Source organism: Mesorhizobium sp. 113-3-3 (assembly GCF_016756495.1).
GTDB lineage: Bacteria > Pseudomonadota > Alphaproteobacteria > Rhizobiales > Rhizobiaceae > Mesorhizobium.
Window position 1 is genome coordinate 5848989 of sequence record NZ_AP023243.1, and the last position, 18267, is coordinate 5867255.

At 60.4% G+C, this 18267-nt stretch carries 15 protein-coding genes; 6 read left to right on the top strand and 9 right to left on the bottom strand.

The window, feature by feature from the left end; translation table 11 throughout:
* Position 1: 1 nt before the first annotated feature.
* From JG746_RS28465 to JG746_RS28490, 6 genes are all read left to right on the top strand, one after another.
* Complete coding sequence (locus JG746_RS28465; protein ID WP_202355751.1) at positions 2-949, top strand: ABC transporter permease; 948 nt, start codon at positions 2-4, stop codon at positions 947-949.
* Positions 946-1920, top strand: coding sequence for an ABC transporter permease (locus JG746_RS28470; protein WP_244730500.1), 975 nt, complete (start codon positions 946-948; stop codon positions 1918-1920). Before JG746_RS28465 ends, JG746_RS28470 begins: the two co-directional genes overlap by 4 nt.
* A gap of 161 nt (positions 1921-2081) precedes the next feature.
* The gene (locus JG746_RS28475; protein WP_202355752.1) at positions 2082-3251 is read left to right on the top strand and encodes an MFS transporter; all 1170 of its coding nucleotides are present in this window, start codon (positions 2082-2084) and stop codon (positions 3249-3251) included.
* Between the two features lie 195 nt (positions 3252-3446).
* Entirely contained in the window at positions 3447-3662 is a 216-nt protein-coding gene (locus JG746_RS28480; protein ID WP_202355753.1) for a hypothetical protein, read from the top strand.
* Positions 3663-3813: 151 nt separating this feature from the next.
* Positions 3814-4959 carry an alanine racemase gene (alr, locus tag JG746_RS28485; RefSeq protein ID WP_202355754.1) on the top strand — a complete coding sequence of 382 codons (1146 nt, stop codon included), beginning with the start codon at positions 3814-3816 and terminating at the stop codon, positions 4957-4959.
* A gap of 150 nt (positions 4960-5109) precedes the next feature.
* Positions 5110-6138 carry an Ldh family oxidoreductase gene (locus JG746_RS28490; RefSeq protein WP_202355755.1) on the top strand — a complete coding sequence of 343 codons (1029 nt, stop codon included), beginning with the start codon at positions 5110-5112 and terminating at the stop codon, positions 6136-6138.
* Between the two features lie 64 nt (positions 6139-6202).
* On the opposite strand, the gene JG746_RS37695 is transcribed toward JG746_RS28490, so the two are convergent.
* The 9 genes from JG746_RS37695 to JG746_RS28530 form a co-directional block, all read right to left on the bottom strand.
* Positions 6203-6334 (bottom strand): hypothetical protein, encoded by a 132-nt coding sequence (locus tag JG746_RS37695; RefSeq protein ID WP_274609311.1) that lies wholly within the window; start codon positions 6332-6334, stop codon positions 6203-6205.
* Positions 6335-6356: 22 nt separating this feature from the next.
* Positions 6357-7193, bottom strand: coding sequence for an inositol monophosphatase family protein (locus tag JG746_RS28495; protein WP_202355756.1), 837 nt, complete (start codon positions 7191-7193; stop codon positions 6357-6359).
* Entirely contained in the window at positions 7193-10144 is a 2952-nt protein-coding gene (locus JG746_RS28500) for an NAD(P)-dependent oxidoreductase (protein WP_202355757.1), read from the bottom strand. Before JG746_RS28500 ends, JG746_RS28495 begins: the two co-directional genes overlap by 1 nt.
* A gap of 103 nt (positions 10145-10247) precedes the next feature.
* Entirely contained in the window at positions 10248-11741 is a 1494-nt protein-coding gene (locus JG746_RS28505; protein ID WP_202355758.1) for an aldehyde dehydrogenase, read from the bottom strand.
* A gap of 35 nt (positions 11742-11776) precedes the next feature.
* Positions 11777-12808, bottom strand: coding sequence for a proline racemase family protein (locus tag JG746_RS28510; protein WP_202355759.1), 1032 nt, complete (start codon positions 12806-12808; stop codon positions 11777-11779).
* 134 nt (positions 12809-12942) lie between these two features.
* Positions 12943-13821, bottom strand: coding sequence for a dihydrodipicolinate synthase family protein (locus tag JG746_RS28515; RefSeq protein WP_202355760.1), 879 nt, complete (start codon positions 13819-13821; stop codon positions 12943-12945).
* Positions 13822-14031: 210 nt separating this feature from the next.
* Positions 14032-15666 (bottom strand): choline dehydrogenase, encoded by a 1635-nt coding sequence (locus JG746_RS28520; RefSeq protein WP_202355761.1) that lies wholly within the window; start codon positions 15664-15666, stop codon positions 14032-14034.
* Positions 15667-15686: 20 nt separating this feature from the next.
* A complete protein-coding gene (locus JG746_RS28525) occupies positions 15687-17174 on the bottom strand; it encodes an aldehyde dehydrogenase family protein (protein ID WP_202355762.1) in 1488 nt (495 codons plus the stop codon).
* A gap of 16 nt (positions 17175-17190) precedes the next feature.
* On the bottom strand, positions 17191-18258 hold the full coding sequence (locus tag JG746_RS28530) for an ABC transporter ATP-binding protein (RefSeq protein WP_202355763.1): 1068 nt from the start codon (positions 18256-18258) through the stop codon (positions 17191-17193).
* Between the last annotated feature and the right edge of the window lie 9 nt (positions 18259-18267).

An 18267-nucleotide genomic window follows, 5' to 3' on the forward strand; every position in this document is an offset into this window, starting at 1 on the left:
GATGCACAATTTGCTACTCGCAAATCGCCGCAAACCGGACTGGGCCGTCAGCGTCTTGGTATTGACGCTAAGCACAGTCGTTCTGTGGCTGCTGCTGCCAGGGTTCTTCCGAGCAGCGAACGTCGCCTCCGAAATCCGGACTTCGTTGCCGACGCTGTGCCTAGCGATGGGACAGATGATTATCGTGTCGGCTCGAGGTATAGATCTGTCACTTGGAGCGCTTTTGTCCCTCGCATCGTCGGTGATGGTCTGGCTCTTCGGATCCGATCCGACCTGGCAAGTCAGTGTCGTCGCCATCTCGGCGGGTATTGGCGTTGCCGTCGCCGGCGGAGCGACGAACGGGCTGCTGGTAGCTTACTTCCGCGTCCAGCCGGTTATCGCCACCTTTGCCACATCATTCGTCTGGGCCGGACTTGCCCTGTGGGCCTTGCCGCAGCCAGGCGGGGTTGTACCGGAAGGACTTTCATCCTCGCTACGCGTCGGCGCTTGGGCGCCGCTCGTGGTAATCCTGGCAATCGGGGCGGTATGGCTGCAATTCAGCCGATCGTCGAGATACCGAGGCTTGCTGGCAGTAGGTGGAGAACCGGTCGCAGCCACCAATAGTGGCTTGAACCTCGGACTTGTCCAGTTCTGGACTTACGTTGCGGCCGGATTGCTGACTGGGATTTCTGCCGTGCTCCTGTCTGCCGACATCTCTTCTGGCGATCCGCTCATTGGTGCATCGCTGACCCTGCCAACCATCGTGGCCGTCGTTATCGGTGGCACCAAGTTGACCGGCGGCAATGCCACCTATGTCGGAACAGTTGCCGGCATCCTGCTTTTGATCGTCCTCCGAAACATCGTGTTCGCAGTCGGCCTCCCTTACGAATGGCAGCCATTGATCGACAGCGTGCTCATTCTAGCCATGCTCGCCGTTGGCGCCATCCTGAACCTGCGGAGGAAGAAATGAGCATGGGCGGCGTGGCGCGAGCCAATACGGCCGGATTGATAAGACGCATTGCAAGTCCGATCGCAATCGTTCTAGCGGTCACCGTTCTCATGCTCGCGATAGGCGAAACTATGCGGCCAGGCTTTGCCCAACCTTCGCAATTGGTATCCCTCCTGAGGATCGCGGCATTTCTCGGATTTATCGGCGCTGGCCAAACCCTCGTAATACTGAGTGGGAACGAAGGCATCGATCTTTCTGTCGGTTCTATCGTCACCATGAGCGCGATCATCGTTTTCGGCCTCAACGGCACTCTGGGGCTGCCGATGGCGATCTCCGCTGCACTCGTAGCCGGAGCGGTCGTCGGCTTTATCAATGGGGTCGGTGTGGCAACTCTTGGACTGCAGCCGCTAATGATGACCCTCGGCATGGCCGGCGTCGTGAAAGGTTCGGTTCTAGTGCTCACTGGTGGTCGTCCGGAAGGTTCGGAGAACCAGAGCCTAACCGCATTCGTGACGGAACCCTGGATCGCCGGCGTCCCTGGCACCGTGCTTTTGTGGCTCCTGCTCGGTATCGCCATGCATCTGTTGCTGTCGCGCACCGCATGGGGAAAGTCGGTTTACGCGGTCGGAGCGAATTCGAGAGCCGCAAAGTTGGCTGGCCTGCGCACCAAGGCCGGCACGATCGCGGTTTACGTCTGCTCAGGCATGTTGGCGGCAGTGGGAGGCATTGTGCTGCTTGGTTACACTGGTTCGGTCTTCATCAACCTTGGCGAACCCTACACGCTGCCCTCTATAGCGGCCGTGGTTATCGGTGGGACGCTGCTCTCAGGGGGCATCGGTTCCTATTGGGGTACGATGGCTGGCGCGTTGATGCTGACGGTCCTGCAGAGTTTTCTCATCATGTTGGGCCTACCGGAGTTTGCTCGGCAGATCGCCTACGGCGTGATGCTTGCAGCGGTTCTCAGCGTGTATTCAAAGCTCTCGCCTACATAAACGAGGCCGGCAGGCACGCGATGGCAGGCCAGCTAATGCAACATGCCCCACAATTCTCCGAAGGCGGACGTAGAGCTATCGTTTTCGGATTTGTTGACCGGACCCGGCATGCCGTCGGGTGACATTGACCGAGGCGCAAGGCGCCGCTGGAGAACCAATCCGTGTTAGAAATTCCAAAGCGCTTCGCAGGTCAACCTGCCTGGCCCTCAATAGACGACCGCAAGAGCCGCACCGCGATCTTTTCCATCTTCTTCCTGCATGGCTGCACCTTCGGTACCTGGTCTTCACTTGTGCCGACAATCAAGGCGCGCCTCTCGATACCAGACAGTCAATTCGGCTGGTCGCTGTTCATGATTGTCGTGGGCTCACTCTTCGCCATGCTGGCGAGCCGGATTCTCATCAAGCGTTTCGGCAGCAAACAAGTTGTTCGAGTGTCGGCGCCCCTTCTTCTGGCGACGGTCGTGCTTGCCTCGTTCACGAATGTCCCAACCCTGTTCCCCCTAGTCCTGCTGATGCTGGGACTTGCGGGCAATTTCATGGACGTCGCCATGAACGCGCAGGCGGTCGAGGCAGAGCGCTTATCCCAAAAAGCCCTTATGTCCACTTTCCACGCTATGTGGAGCCTTGGCGGGCTTACAGGTGCTGCCTCTGGGGGCCTGCTTGTCAAATTTGCGGGGAGTTCGTTGGGTGCGCTGATAGCTGCGCTACTGCTCTCGATTCTCTTCGTGGCAAACCAGAGCAAGCTTCTTGCGGCAAGGCCAAGTGACGGCGCTACGGCAGCCCGGCCGATCAGTCCAAAGTGGCTGCTAATTGTTGCAGGCCTGCTTGCCGGTGTGTGCATGGCGACAGACGCAGCGGTGCGTGACTGGGGCCCCCTTTACCTTACTGGCCATTTTGCGCTCGATTTCAGCTTCTCGGGACTTGGCTACGCGGCGTTCGCAAGCTCGATGGCGATCTGCCGACTGGCTGGCGATCGCGTCAGAACGTTCGTGGGCGAGAAGCAACTTCTTGCAATCTCGACAGGCCTCGTGATCGTCGGTCTCTCGATTGTCGCCTTTGCCAAGACCGTGCCTATGGCGCTATTCGGGTTTGTCCTGTTGGGCGTCGGCGTATCTAATATCTTTCCCACACTGTTGAGCATGGCGGGACGACGCGGTGACGCATCAAGCATAGTGGCGGTCTTCGCCACGGGTTACATAGTTGCCCTGGCGGCTGCGCCCAGCTTCGGGATCCTCGCCGAGGCAACCGCCTTATCCAATATTTACCTGCTGCTGGCCGCTATGTTCTTGCTTGCTGGAACGGCTTTCGTCCGCGTCGCCAGTCGCTTCTGAATTGTGGAAATCCCTCCCACTCGATCGGTGGCGGCTCTTAGGCAAGGGGCTCTCCTCAGACCTACTCAGGGCAAAGGTATGTTTTGATTGAGCCGACCATATATCGTCCAAAACCCATTGACAGCTGAATGTAAACGTTTACAAACGAAATGCGACGCAGTCGGCACTTGGCGGCTCGTCATCGAGAGGCATTAAATGAAAACCCCTCAAGTGCGCGCCATACAAATCCACACGCCCAATGTGTTCCGGCAGATAGCGAGACTTTGCACCGCTCTTCTCGCGCTTCTAATCTTTGCAGAGCTTAGCCCGACCGTGATGGCGATGCTGGCCGACCAAAGTGTTCAGCGCGGCATGATCGCCCAGGCGCAGGCCGAGGCGGCCGAGCATTATCTGTCGATCCTGCTGAACTAAATCAAAGCTCGCTTCGATCCGGTGACGTGCCCGTCGAACGCGATTGCCCTTAGCAAACGTATGACAGGCGGCACGCACCAACCAGATGTGGCTCCAAAAGGCGATAGCCTTTGAATTGTGTAAACGTTTGCTAACAAACCTGGAGGCGCGAGTGCATCTCGATACGATCGGAAGCCATCCCTCGTCCTTTCAAGGCGGAATTCAGGGTCTGATCAATCAGGCTGAGATGATCGTCGACCTTGAGGCAGTGCGGGAAAATTACAGGCGACTGAGCGTCATGGCGGGCGGGGCCGATTGCGCTGCCGTCGTCAAGGGCGACGCCTACGGCCATGGCATGATCCCGTGCGCGCTGGCGCTAGGCAAAGCAGGCGCCAACACCTTTTTCGTGGCAACGGCCAATGACGGCGTGGCGCTACGGGCTGCTCTCCACGAAGAAGAGATTTGCGTGCTCGGCGGCTTTCTGCCCGAGGAAAGGGAGGCATTCGTCGGGGCGAACCTGGTGCCGGTGCTCAACAGTCGCAACCAGATCGAGGAATGGGAAAAGGTTGCCGGCCGGCTGGAGCGTCCTCTCGCCTCGATCATCCATTTCGACACGGGGATGAACCGCCTCGGACTGCTGGCCGATGACGTCGCGTGGCTGCGCCAGAACTTGCCGTTGCTGTCGCGGATCCCGCCGATCCTCTACATGTCGCACCTTTCGGCAGCCGACGACCTCGATTTCGACAGGTGCGAATTCCAGCGCGGGGCTTTCTTGAGCGCGGTGAGCGGGCTTCCTATCGCGAAAATGTCGCTGGCCAATTCGGCTGGCACCTATCTGGGCGCGGACTACGCGTTCGACATGGTCCGGCCCGGCAAGGCCACGTTCGGGATAAACCCGCTGACAGGGCGCCCAAACCCCATGGTGCAACCGGCCCGCGTCGTCGCGCCGATCATTCAGGTCAAGACGATGAAGCGCGGTGCCCCTGTCGGCTATAGCTCAACTTACCGCCTGACCGAGCAAGCCAAGATCGCGACGGTCGCGATCGGATACGCGAACGGCTATTCCAGGGCCGGCTCAAGCCGCGCTACGGTCTCCGTTGCGGGTTTTGCCGCCCAGGTTGTCGGACGCGTTTCCATGGACCTGCTGACCGTCGACGTTTCGGGGGTTCCCGACTGGGCGCTGGTACCTGGAAGTCCGGTCGAAATCCTCGGGCCCCATGTTCGTGACCACGATCTGGCGAAGGCCTGCGGAACGATCGAGCATGAAGTCTTGATTTCACTCGGCCATGGCTGTGCGCGGCGTTACGTCAACGAATAGCGCGTGCCATGGCATTGGGTGCTGAAGCAGAGGCCCGCCCCCAGCCTACGTTCGGCACTCTGCCGCCAACGGCATTACAATGCGGCCGTTGGCGGCCCAATCGGCGAGCCACGCACGAGGCGCGCTGCTCTATTGAAGCGCGTGATTGTCATGACCGCATCGTTATCGCATGAGCCAGCCATTTATCGCCGCCTGCCCGAGCTCATCGCCATGCTGGAAGCCATCCTGCTGCGCCACGGGACGTCCGACAGCGTCGCCCGAGTCCTGGCGACGAACTGCGCGAGCGCCGAACGCGACGGCTCGCGCAGCCATGGCCTATTCCGGATGGCGGGCTATGTGAGCAATCTCAAGAGCGGCTTCGTCGACGGTCGTGCCGTCCCGCAAATCCAGGACGCAGGAGCCGCCTTCCTTCGCGCCGACGCCGGCAATGGCTATGCCAGACCAGCGCTGGAGGCGGCCATGCCGCAAGCGATCGACAAGACGCGATCGGCCGGCGCCTGTGTGCTCGCCATCGGAAATGCCCATCATAACGGCCCGCTCTGGCTGGATGTCGAGCCATTCGCGGAGGCAGGGCTGGTCGCGCTCAGCGTCGTCAACAGCGTCACTTATGTCGTCCCTCATGGCGGCCACAAGCGGCTCTACGGAACCAATCCGATGGCCTTCGCCGTGCCGCGCGCCGATGGCCAGGTTCTCCTGTTCGACCAGGCAACGGCAGCAATGGCTCATGGCGAAGTGAGGGTTGCGGCGCGTGAAAACGCGGTGCTTCCCGATGGGATAGGCCTGGACGGCTCGGGCCTGCCAACCACGAGCCCGCAGGCGATACTTGACGGGGGTGCACTGCTGCCTTTCGGCGGACACAAGGGGTCCTCCATCGCAATGATGATCGACATCCTTGGCGGGGCGCTGACAGGCAGCAACTTCTCCCATCAGGTCAATTCGTCGGCCTATCCCGGGGCCGACTCCGCTCATACCGGCCAAACCATCATCCTGATCGACCCGACGAAAGGAAATGGCTCCCTGAGAATGTTCACAGAGAGGATCGAGGTATTGGTCGAGGCGATGGCCGAAGCCGGGCAGACGCGACTTCCAGGCGAACGCAGGCTTGCTGCCCGCAAATTGGCGGCAGAGCGCGGCATCGCCATCGAGGCCGAGACATGGAAACAATTACAGGCCCTTTGACAGACGCAAGGCGCGAATGCGTGATTGGATCGAGGGCGTCAACGCTGGGCGGCGACACTTCGCTTCAACGGGTTACCCAGACCAGAAGGTACATGGCCGCTGTCGCGACCACCATCCAAAACCAGCCCCAGAAACGGGCTCGTCGTTCGGCGGCGTTATCCTCGTCCTTTCGCTCGATCTCGTTCTTGCTGTCCATGTCAAGATTCCACGGCAGGGGTTCAGATGTCGTTGAGCATCCGCAACGCAGCCTCATGCAGGACGGCATTTGCCGAGGCCAGAACGTTGCCACCCCGCTCCGGGCGGCCGCCGTCGAAGCGGCTGACGACACCCCCGGCAGCCTCAATGAGCGGAATAAGCGCAACGATGTCATAGGCTGTCAGGGCGAGTTCGACGCAAATATCGATTTGGCCGGCGGCAAGCATGGCGAACGCGTAGCCATCGCCGCCGTAGCGGGTGAATTTGACCGACGACGCGAGCCGGGCAAAGCCACGGCCCGGACGGCGCGCGAACGGCTCGGGAGAGATCGTATGACAAATAGCGTCGGAAAGAAGTTCAGTGCCGCTTGTCCTCAATACGGTCTCGCCACGGGCTGAATGGCAGATCGATTTCGAACCATCGGACCAGAAGGATTCCCCGATATGAGGCTGGTTCATCATTCCCATTGCGGCGCGGCCATCGACAGTGAGGCCAATCAGCGATCCCCAAACCGGAAGCCCGCATAGGTAGGATCTCATCCCGTTGATCGGGTCGACCACCCATTTGACCGGCCCCGATCCCGACTGGCCGAATTGCTCGCCCAGTATTGCGTGCATCGGATACTCGGCCGATATGATACCGCGGATGGCTCTTTCAGCATTGCGTTCGGTCTCCGTGACCTGATCGTATCGAAGGCTTGGCTTGACCTCGGCTTCGGCCGCCAACCTGTTGCGAAAACTCGGCATCGTCTCGAGAGCAGCCGCATCCGCGAGTTGTCGAAAAAACTCTATGGTGGGGAACAGGTCGCCGTCCTGTCGGGAAGCACGACTGAGCTTGGGGAGCGAGGATTGCCTGGCCATCAGAAGCCGCTCTGCTGGAAGAGGCTGTTGAGCCGCGCGGCTGACTTTGCCAGCTGATCGCCATGGCTTGAGAGGATTTCCTTGCGGGCTTCTTCCGTCCCTGCAGACGACAGTGCGCCGTAGATGGCGGCGAGCCTTTCGCTCAAGCGCCGGCCCTCCTCCAAAGTCGTGCGATCGGCCATGATTTCGCTGAGCCTGCCAGCCGAGGGCTTGCCGATGCCAGCCACCGTGCAAGGCCCACCGTCGACATACCCAACCGGAAGCTCGCCCTTCCGGTTGACGACCCGGCGGCCAAGAATCGCATTGAGTATCTGGTCAACAGCCTGCTTCGCCCCCGCCACGCGAGACGGGTGGTCGGTGTCAGCAGCCGCGTGGGGCAGAAGCTCGAGCCTGCCAGGGAATCGGAGAGCGAGGTCGCGATACGGAACCATCGGGCCGACAAACGAGGAGGTCTGGCCGTCGAAGAAAATATCGGCGTCGACCGCAACGTGGCGGACCTTTCCGGTTTCCAGCGCGGCGGCCAGCGCCGCAGCATCGACGATCTCGCCGCGATCGTAGTTGATGACCACCGCCCCGTCGTTGAGAAGCGAGAGTATCTCGCCGTTGATCAACCCGACATTTGCGAAGCGTCCCTCTGCCTTGTTGAATGCGCCCAGGCCGGTGTGAGGGCTGATGAAATCAGCGCCGCGCGCGGCATCTTCAAGGGTCGGCGCGTATCTGAACCCCTCGGCCTCGATCCACTCGCGATGCCCGGGACGGGCGTGCACGCAAATGCGCATGCGCAGCGCCTTGCAAAGCTTCGCCAGTTCGCTGCCGATGTTTCCATATCCAATGATGGCGACCTTCTTGCCTTCGATCTTCTCGGTCGGGAAATCGCGCAGATTCCTGCCGGTGTCGAAGTGTCCGTCGATCACCCGTTGATGCAACTCATCAACCGGGAGATCCGGAACGACTTTGAGCATCGCCTTCAGTGCCATCTGTGCAGTGGCCCGGCTGTTGAAGCTTGGCGTATTCATCAAAGGAGCCACGCCGCCGCCATTTGGACCGCCCCACGATGACGATTGCATGTTGCCCGTACCTGCACCAATGCGCACGCCGCCCTCGCTGAAGACCGCGCCTTGCGGAATGACCGTCGCCGCCGCAATCACGGCGTCGTACTGGCCCTTTTCTGTCTGTCGCAGGATATGGGCCTCGACACTGAGGTCGGGCTGATAGGAAAAATGGACGCGGCCCGGTTCAAGGCTTTCCCGGCAGATCGGGCCGACATGGAAAACCCCGCCCCTTGCCTCGATATGGGCTTGCACCTCGCTGTGGTCGGGCGTCTTGTCCGGCCCGAACTTCAATCCGATCAAGTCGGCGATGAGAACGGTGTAGGACCGGCCGGCGTCATCTCCACGGCCACGGTCGTCGACCTCGAATTGCTCGTCGGATGGCTCTCCAAGCCTGGCCAGTTCTTCATCAATGACCGCAGCTTTCGCCCTAAGATAAGCATATTGCAGATTTTCCAACAGGGCGACGACATCATCGGGCGCGCGGACACCACCGATCCATGCGCGATAATCGCCCGGCGAGCCAGGAAATGCGTTGACATAGCGGGCCACATCAAGCCCGGCCTCGTGACGGCCATCCGGGTAGGTTATCCCTTCGTAGCCAAGGAGCTGCTTCGAGCGCGCAATGATACGCGCGTGGAGGCCAGAGCCGTCCAAAGCTGGATCAACTACCTTCAACAGGGTCACTGCGGCGCCTCGACGTTCGGGGTCGGTGACACAGAGCCGAAATAGCGCGCTGCGTGCCACCCAACCGTCGATCGCATCCCGATTGGCCGTTGAGCGGCGGTTCACGTCTTCGACGCGACCCAGGCGTCGCTCGGACCGCAGCAGGCCGAACGTTGTCTCGGCGAATGCCAGTGCGGAATAAGTGTTGATCACTCCGCCCAGCATCCTATCGGCTTGGGGGTCGTATATCGGGCCAGCGGCAACACTCCGCTCTCCACTCAGGGGGCGTCTGGCGTCCACCGGCACCGCGATCTTGAGCTGGCGCGGTATGGCCCAGGACGGATCGCGCTGATTGCGTTCGATCAAGCGCAGCGCCGCCGGAGTGAACGTCGCGACAAAATAGCCGGAGACGCCGCCGATGGCCTTCTGGAACGGCATGAACATGCAAGTCCTGGCCACCAGTTCGCGCACCAGGTGATCTGCCCATGGCATCGCCCCGAGCAGCGATGTCGCGTCGAGCACAGCGTGATGGTTTTCAGGATCGCTCCTCAGCCATTCGAGGAGATTAGCGATGTCCTGCGAAGTATAGGTCGTCGCACCGGTCGTCTCATGACCAACGCCAACAACTATCTGGATGCCCATGCCGCGCAGACTATCCGGCGACGGCATTGTTCCTTCCTCGGTAGCGAAACGAATGCGCCGCTCATCGCCCCGTTTGGAATAGCGATGCAGCTCGAGAAGCTGAGCGCCCCAAGACTGCCTGAAGAACCCGCCGGAAGCAGCAGCAGCCGTCTCGGGCGCCGCGGTGTCGACATAGACCCTTTGTCTGTCGTCGCTGGCGTTCATTAAATGCATGAGGCAGGCCGTGAAGCCGCTGTGGCCGCCGCCCAGGCCGACCGCCATCTGGTTCGTCTTCGGGAAGCCGAAATAGCGATGGATTTCGCGCATCATGTCGAGCAGGATTTTGTCAGCCGGATAGCCGCGATGCATGCTGCGGCCGATCTGCGCGGTCGTGAACGGGCCGATATCGTTGCCCCTGTCGTCAAGCTTGCGGTAGTTGCTCTCGAGCCAGGCGTCGAACTCGAAACGCAGCAGGCGCGCGTCGACCTCGTCCAGGGTGAGATCGGTGATAGGGCCGACGCCGAAGAACGGGTTGGCGGTTCGCCGCGGTTTGCCGGCTGCCGTCAAACGCAAGGCGCTCAGCCGTTCTTCCCTCAACACTGCAATGGATGTCATTGACTTCCCTCAGAACCGACAGGGCGCCCGCGAGCCCGCGGGCACGCCGATATCCCGCGAAGGGCTGATGGCCGGGCCTAGAGGGGCCGGGCCACCGCGTGGATCAGCGCAGCTGGATCCAGATGGCCTTAGTCTCGGTGTACTGCTCGTGCGCTGCCAGGCCCTTGTCCTTGCCGCCGAAGCCCGATTCCTTGTATCCGCCGAAGGGCACGGCGAAGTCGCCTTCCGAATAGCAGTTTACGGAGACGGTACCGGCGCGGATCGACTTGGCGACGCGATGCGCCGTGTTGAGATTGTCGGTGTAGAGCGATGCGGCCAGGCCGTAGTTGGTGTCGTTCGCAATGCGAACCGCTTCGGCCTCGTCCTTGAACGAGATCACCGAAAGGACAGGCCCGAAGATCTCATCACGGGCAATCTGCATCGTGTTGGAGACGCCGTCAAAGATCGTCGGCTCAACGAAGCTACCACCTGTTTCGGCCAGCACACGATTCCCACCCAACGCGACCTTGGCGCCTTCATTGCGTCCGGTCTCAATGTAGGACAAGACCTTGGCGAGGTGATCCTCTTCGATCATCGCGCCGATGCGCGTCGAGCGCTCGAGCGGGTCCCCGACCGTCCAAGACTCGAACGCCGGCTTCAGCTCATCAAGGAGGCGGTCCTTGACGCTTTCATGGACGATGAGGCGGGAGCCGGCAGAGCAGTTCTCGCCCTGGCAAAAAAGAATGCCCGTCGCGACATTCTCGACGATCGGCGCTAAGTTCTTCACGTCGCTCATCACGATTGCCGGGCTCTTGCCGCCGCACTCGAGGATGATCCTTTTCATGTTGGAATCGGCCGAGTATTTCAGGAAGAGCCGGCCGACCTCGCCAGAGCCAGTGAAACTCACGCAGTCGATATCCCTGTGCAGGCCGATCGCCTGCCCGGCAGTCGGTCCCAGACCCGGGACGACATTGAAAACGCCGTCCGGAATGCCTGCCTCGGATGCCAGCGCCGCGAGCCTGATCAACGACAGAGACGTCTGCTCGGCCGGCTTCAGGACGAGAGAATTCCCCCCCGCCAGGGCGGGCGCCAACTTCCACATCGCGACGAACAGCGGGAAGTTCCAGGGAATGACGCCGCCAACCACGCCGATCGGCTCGCGCACGATCATCGAGACGACGTCGCGCGGCGCCGGCGACATCTGATCATATATCTTGTCCGTCGCCTCCGCATGCCAGCGCAGCGTCTCGACGGAGTCGGGCAGATCGACACTGATGGAATCGTTGATCGGCTTGCCGCAATCGAGCGTCTCGATCAGCGCGAGTTCGGCGCTGTGTTTCTCGATCAGATCCGCAAAGTGCAGCAGGATCTTCTTGCGCTCCCGCGGCGGCATGCCCGACCAGCTGCCGGCCTCGAAACTGCGGCGTGCGGCCCTGACCGCAACGTCGACGTCCGCAGCGCCGCCGGCGGCGACATTGGCTAGAAGCTTGCCGGTGGCAGGATTGACGGTTTCGAACGTCTCCCCCGATTTTGCCGCCACATAGGCACCGTCAATAAAGGCCCGTGTTTCGAATTTCAGCTTTTCGGCTTGGGCGTGGAAGTCTGCGTGCACGTTCATCTTGAACTCCTGCAAATGGCATTGAAAGATATTGGTCAGGCACCAGGCCAGGTATCGGAGAGTGTGTAGCCCTTCGGAAACGGATCGCTGGGGTCGAGCACGAACTGATGGAAGCCGGTGATCCAGGCCCGTCCGGTGATGGCGACAGACACGGCGTCGAGATCTCCGACCCGGCTCCTCGCGAATATCTCGCCGACGAATTTTGTGCCGATGATCGACTCATGGACGAACTGTTCGCCGGCAGCGACTTCACCGCGTTCATGGAGCAGCGCCAATCGTGCACAGGTACCGGTCCCGCAAGGCGAGCGGTCCAGTCTGCCTGGTGAGACGATGACCCCATTCCTGGATGTCTTGATCCCGTCGCTTAACCCGAGCGGACCGGCAAAAAGCGTCTGGTTGATTGTGTGTATCTCTGGATTCTCAGGATGCACGGATGGCAGTTGCTCGGCCGCCGCTCGCTTGATTTTTTCGCCGACGTCCGAAAGATCGCGCGCTTCGGACGGCTCGATCTCGAAGCCGCAGTCCCTGGCATCGACGATCACATAGATCATCCCCCCGTAGGAAACGTCGACGCGAAGCGAGCCTATGCCTTCGACCTCGATCGTCCGGTCCCGGTGCATGACAAAAGACGGCTGGTTCCTGAACTTGACGCTTTCGCACTTTCCGTGCCGGCACCATGCTTCGACCTCAATAAGACCGGCCGGCGCCTCGAGCGTCAGCTTGGTGACGGGCTCCTGCATCGGGATGATTCCGGTCTCCAGGAGCACGGTCACGGTGCATATCGTGTTCGTGCCCGACATCGGCGGATAGGAGGCCGGTTCGATGATGACGAAACCCATCTGGGCGTCAGGGTGGGACGATGGCAGCACCAGGTTGGTGCAAAGCGTGACCTTGCCGCGGGGCTCATGCAGGAGAAAGGCTCGCAGGTCGTCGCCTTTGGTCTCCAGCCATCGTGCCTTCTCGAACATGGTCTTGCCCGGAACATCGATGACACCGCCTGTAATGACGTCGTTCGGCTCGCCCTCGGCGTGGGCGCCCACAACGTTGATCATCCTCGACAACCGCATTCCTCAATCCTCTCTGCCGGGCCGGCCCTGAAATCGTGCAATCCGATGCTGGACAAGGAAAAACGAATATCCAGGACCAGTTGCAGCAGCCGGATCCCCCGGGGTAACGAAGCCCCGGGGACGACCGGATCGCGTCAGGCAGCTGCCGCTGCAAGCGCCTTGTCAACCAGCTTAACCTCCTCCGCGGTCAAGGGGAGCACCGGGAGCCGACACTCACCGACAGGACGACCCGTCTTGGTGCTTGCTGCCTTGGCGACTGGATTGAAGGGGGCGGTCCAGAGCAACAGCGACAAGGGACGCAGCTTGAGCCACAGGGCTGTCGCTTCGGCCAGGTTCTTGCTCTGAACGAGATCGTAGAGCCGCACGAGCTGCTGCGGAACAGCGTTGCCGGAGCCGGTGAAAACACCCGGCGCGCCGCTCAGCAGGCTGTAGAAATTCAGATAGTCGCAGCCATTGAACACCTTCGCACCCTGGGCCGAAAGCTGGTCGATGCGCATCATATTGGACGTGCTGTCCTTGATGTACTTGACGGTGTCGATCTCGCTGAAACGCTTGTAGACATCAGGCGTGATGTCGAAGCCGGTGTACTGAGGAATATTGTAGACCATGATCGGGGTGTTTACGGCGCTGGATATCTGTTCGTAGTGGTAGCGAACCCCTGGCTCGCCCGGCCCCTCGAAGAAGGGCGGCAGGATAAGCAATGTGTCGGCGCCGGCGTCGCGAGCATGCTTCGAATTTTCGATGGCGTCTTCAGTGCGCAACGCGGATGTCTGGACGATCAGCTTGGCGCGGCCGCTGATGCGCTTGCCGGCAACCTCCGCGATACGCCGCTTCTCGCTTTCAGTCAGAAACGGGAACTCACCCGTCCCGCCATTGACCGCTATGATGTGAATGCCCGCATCGATCAGCGAATCGATGTTTGCGCCTAGAGCGCCCTCATCGAGGGCCACGCCATTGTCTTTGAATGGCGTGCAGATCGGCACGCAGATTCCTTTTAGTTCACTCACGTCCATGCTCCTTTTTCGAGATCGGATTAATTCGGGATTTCAACGAAGACCGTGGTCAGAAACGGCGACCCCAGCTGCAGCTTCAAGCATAAATTTGTCGATATACTGCCTTATCTGCAGTTTTTCCGTAGTAATATTTCTCTCCATGTGTTTTTATTTATGTAATCGTTTTCATAATAGATATCAAGCATCCTCGACATTGTACCCTGACTGTCTTCAGGCGGTGTGGTACGGCTGCGGATCCGCAGGCAACACGACCCGGCCTCGGATGGCGTCCGCCACCTTCTCCGCCATCATGATAACCGGCGCATTGAGATTGCCGCTGACGATCTCGGGCATGATGGAGGCATCGACAACTCTGAGACCCTCTATGCCGTGCACTTTTGCGTCCTTGTCGACGACGGCGTCGTCGCCCTCGCCCATTCGGCAGGTGCAGCACGGGTGGTAGTTCGTGCCGGCAACGCCGCGCAGCCAGTTGGCGATGTCATCGTCGGTCGCAACGGAGGGCCCAGGCATTTCTTCAACGCCCCGGAATTCGTCCCAGGCCTGCTGACGGACCACGTTGCGAATTGCCTTCACGGCCTGGACCGCCTGCACCATGTCGTCGGGATGCTGCAGATAGTTGAAGACGAATTTTGGCGCGGCAGCCGGATCTGCCGAGTCCACCCAGACGCGCCCTTCGCTTTTGGGACGCATGAGGCTGAGGAAGTACTGAAAGCCGTTCTCAAGCTTGACGTTGCCATGCTGGAATTCACCCAGCATCGGGACGAACTCGAACTGGACATTGGGTACGGCCTCTTCGTCTCGCGTGCGCATAAACGTACCCACCTCGAAGAAATTCGTCGCACCGAGCCCCTTCTTGAACAGCAGCCACTGAAGGCCAATCTTGGCCTTACCAAAGGTGGACAAGTCCTTTGCGGCCGAGACGTCCTTGGTCGCGCGATACATGACCGGCGCCGCGACGTGATCCTTCAGTCCGCGGCCGACACCCGGCAGATGATGCTTCACAGCTATGCCGGCATTCTTGAGATCCTCGGCCGGCCCGATGCCGGAGAGAAGCAACAGTTGCGGCGAGTTCAGGGCGCCGCCGCACAGAATCGTCTCACGCTCCGGCTCAAACTGCTGAGCGCCGGATTTCGTGGTAACCGCAACTCTTACGACGCGCTTGTTGCTCGTCTCTATGCCCGTGACCCTTGCGCCGGTCAGCACGGTGAGATTGGGTTTGCGGGGTTGCGCATGGATATAGCCCTGCGAGGTGCTCCAGCGGATGCCGTCATGGACGTTGCGCTGGGTTATGTGAACACCTTCCTGCTGATACGCATTGTGGTCGGCAACATGCTTCAGCCCGCTTTCAACTCCGGCGTTGAGGAAGGCGTGATAGAGGGGATTTTCGGCCTTGCAGGTTTCGATCTGCATCGGCCCTGCCCCGCCGCGATAAGCGTTCGCTCCCTTGTCGAATGTCTCGGCTTTCTTGAAGTAAGGCAGGCATTCGGCATACGACCAGCCGCCTGCTCCGATGCCTGCCCAATTGTCATAGTCCCAGGGATTGCCGCGGACCCAATTCATGCCATTGATAGAGGACGAGCCGCCCAGCACGCGCCCCCTCGCCTCGTGAACGATCCGTCCCTGCAAATATGGTTCCGGCTCCGAATTGTAGAACCAGTTGAAGCGGTCGTTCATCAGCGGGAAGCCGAGCGCCGCCGGCATGCGGATGTAGATATGCTGATCCGAAGGCCCTGCTTCCAAAAGAAGAACAGTCGTGGAGGGGTCTTCGGCGAGGCGAGAAGCGATCACCGAACCTGCCGAGCCGGAGCCGATGACGATATAGTCGAACGTCTTCTTGTCTACCACCGAAGGTCACTCCTTACGTGTCAGTTCGCCAGGGTGTGCGGCAATGCCTGCTGACGTTGTCCCAGCTTGATGAAGGTCGACTTCACCTCGGTGAACTCGAGCAATCCGTCCTGACCATTTTCACGACCGATCCCGCTTTCCTTGAATCCTCCGAATGGCAGCTGAACAGCAGTCTCGAGAAAGGTGTTGACGTACACCGTCCCGCTGCGGAGTTCGCGTGAAACGCGGATCGCTTTGTCTATGTCCTTCGTCCAGACACCATTGCCGAGGCCATAGTTCGTGTCGTTGGCAAGGGCGATTGCCTCATCCACGCTGGCAAAACGGGTGACAGCCAGCACCGGCCCGAAAATCTCTTCGCGAAAGATCGTCATATCCGGGGTGACATCGGAAAAGATCGTGGGGGCAACATAGAAGCCCTTGCCCAGCCCGTTGTCCGTGACACGCTTGCCACCGAGCAAAAGTGTAGCGCCCTCGTCTATGCCGCTCTGGATGTAGGATAGCACCTGTTCCATGTGCTTTTCATGGATCAGCGCTCCGACGTCCGCTTTTTCATCCGTCGGCAGGCCGAGGCGGATCTTCTTCGAGCGCTCGACCAACTTTTCCAGGAAGCTATCCGCGACGCTGTCCTCGACCAGCAGCCTGGTACCTTGAACGCATTCCTCACCTTGGTTGAGGACATAGCCAAGCAGGATGCCATCCAGCGCGGCGTCGATATCGGCATCGGCGAAAACGATGTTCGCCGCCTTGCCGCCCAGTTCGAGGCCAACGCGTTTGACCTGCTCGGCGGCGCGCTGTGCGATCCTGATGCCGACCGCCGTCGATCCGGTAAACGAGATCATGTCGACCTTTCGATGCCCGGTCAGCATTTCGCCGACGGTGCGGCCGGAACCGGTGACCACATTGATAACACCGTCTGGAATGCCCGCTTCTTTTGCCAGCCTGGCGATTTCCAGCGTCGACCCTGAGGTCAGCTCGGACGGCTTGATCACAACCGTACAGCCTGCAGCGAGCGCGAAGGGCAGCTTCTGGAACAGCGTGACCAGGGGGAAGTTCCAAGGCGTTATCATTCCGATCACGCCGCGCGGCTCACGGGTCACAAGGCCGAGATTTGCGTCCCCGATATTGGAGACCAGGTCACCCGGGATTTGCCATGCAAGTGCTGCAGCGTAGCGCGCAAGCTCGATCGACCACTCGACCTCGGCCTTGGCAAAGCGGATCGGCTTGCCAACTTCCTCGGCTTCAATCAGGGCAAGCCTGTCGATCTCACGGGTCAGCAGATCCACCCAGCGCCCGAGGGCCTTGGCCCTTTCGGCGCCGGGAATGGCTGACCACACGGATCGGTTATCGAAGGCCTTTCGGGCACCTTCGATCGCGGCGTTGACGGCGTTCTCGTCGCTCTGCGCGAACCGCGCAAGCAGTTCGCCATGGGCCGGTGACTTGCGTTCCACCTTGCGATCGCACTTCGCCCAGGCGCCATCGATCCAGTTCTCGTATTCGCGCACGTCCATCAGCTCACTTCCCCGATCAGTTACGCGCGACGAGCCGGCTCTTGCCGGGTGTTACGGCCACGCCGACAACGTCGCCGATCTTGGCTTCGGTGCGATCTGTCACGACGATGAACTTGTGACCACCGCAGTCGACGTAGACATTGGTTGTCTGTCCCAGTGGCTCCACGAAGTCGACATTTGCCGAGGCTGCGCCTTCAAGTCCGTCGCGCACGATCATGAGATGCTCGGGTCGAACGCCGACATAGAATTGTCCCTGGGCGTCGGCAAAGCTGCTGGCCCTGTCGGCCACCTCGCCAGACAGACTGTCGGCGAATGGCTGCACGGAAGCGGCGATTCCCTTCTTGCCGTCAAAGTGGGCAGGGAACAGGTTCATGGGAGGCGACCCGATGAAATCGGCAACGAACTCGGTCCTCGGCCTGTCATAGATTTCGAGCGGAGTGGCGACCTGGACCATGTCGCCACGGCGCATGACGGCGATCCTGTCGGCCATCGACATGGCTTCGATCTGATCGTGGGTCACGTAGACGGTGGTGATGCCGAGGCTCGTCACGAGTTTCTTGATCTCGGTGCGCATTGTGGCTCGCAACTTGGCATCGAGATTCGAGAGAGGCTCGTCCATCAGGAAGACACGGGGGTTGCGAACCAAGGCCCGCGCCAGGGATACGCGCTGCCTCTGCCCACCGGAGATCTGCCCCGGTTTGCGGTCCAGATACTCGGCAATTCCCAGTTTCTCCGCAGTCTCCTGCACCTTCTTTTTGCGCTCGCCCTCGGCAATCTTGCGCACCTTCAGCGGGAACTCGATGTTCTGGAATACCGACAGGTGCGGATAAAGTCCGTAGTCCTGGAACGCCATCGCGATGTCGCGGTGGCGCGGTTCCTCGTAGGTCACGTCGCGGCCATTGATCTTTATCTGGCCGTCACTGGGGAGTTCCAGTCCGGCGATCATCCGCAAGGTGGTGGTCTTGCCGCAGCCGGAGGGGCCAAGCATAACGAAGAACTCGCCGTCCTTGATGTCGACCGAGACGCCGTTGACGGCGGTAAAGGCGCCAAAGCGCTTGTATACGGATTTGACTTCGATACCCATTATCTCTTC

Coding starts and splice junctions, on each gene's coding strand:
- JG746_RS28465 (WP_202355751.1), top strand. CDS start 2: ATGCACAATTTGCTACTCGCAAATCGCCGCAAACCGGACTGGGCCGTC.
- JG746_RS28470 (WP_244730500.1), top strand. CDS start 946: ATGAGCATGGGCGGCGTGGCGCGAGCCAATACGGCCGGATTGATAAGA.
- JG746_RS28480 (WP_202355753.1), top strand. CDS start 3,447: ATGAAAACCCCTCAAGTGCGCGCCATACAAATCCACACGCCCAATGTG.
- JG746_RS28490 (WP_202355755.1), top strand. CDS start 5,110: ATGACCGCATCGTTATCGCATGAGCCAGCCATTTATCGCCGCCTGCCC.
- JG746_RS37695 (WP_274609311.1), bottom strand. CDS start 6,334: ATGGACAGCAAGAACGAGATCGAGCGAAAGGACGAGGATAACGCCGCC.
- JG746_RS28495 (WP_202355756.1), bottom strand. CDS start 7,193: ATGGCCAGGCAATCCTCGCTCCCCAAGCTCAGTCGTGCTTCCCGACAG.
- JG746_RS28500 (WP_202355757.1), bottom strand. CDS start 10,144: ATGACATCCATTGCAGTGTTGAGGGAAGAACGGCTGAGCGCCTTGCGT.
- JG746_RS28505 (WP_202355758.1), bottom strand. CDS start 11,741: ATGAACGTGCACGCAGACTTCCACGCCCAAGCCGAAAAGCTGAAATTC.
- JG746_RS28510 (WP_202355759.1), bottom strand. CDS start 12,808: ATGCGGTTGTCGAGGATGATCAACGTTGTGGGCGCCCACGCCGAGGGC.
- JG746_RS28515 (WP_202355760.1), bottom strand. CDS start 13,821: ATGGACGTGAGTGAACTAAAAGGAATCTGCGTGCCGATCTGCACGCCA.
- JG746_RS28525 (WP_202355762.1), bottom strand. CDS start 17,174: ATGGACGTGCGCGAATACGAGAACTGGATCGATGGCGCCTGGGCGAAG.
- JG746_RS28530 (WP_202355763.1), bottom strand. CDS start 18,258: ATGGGTATCGAAGTCAAATCCGTATACAAGCGCTTTGGCGCCTTTACC.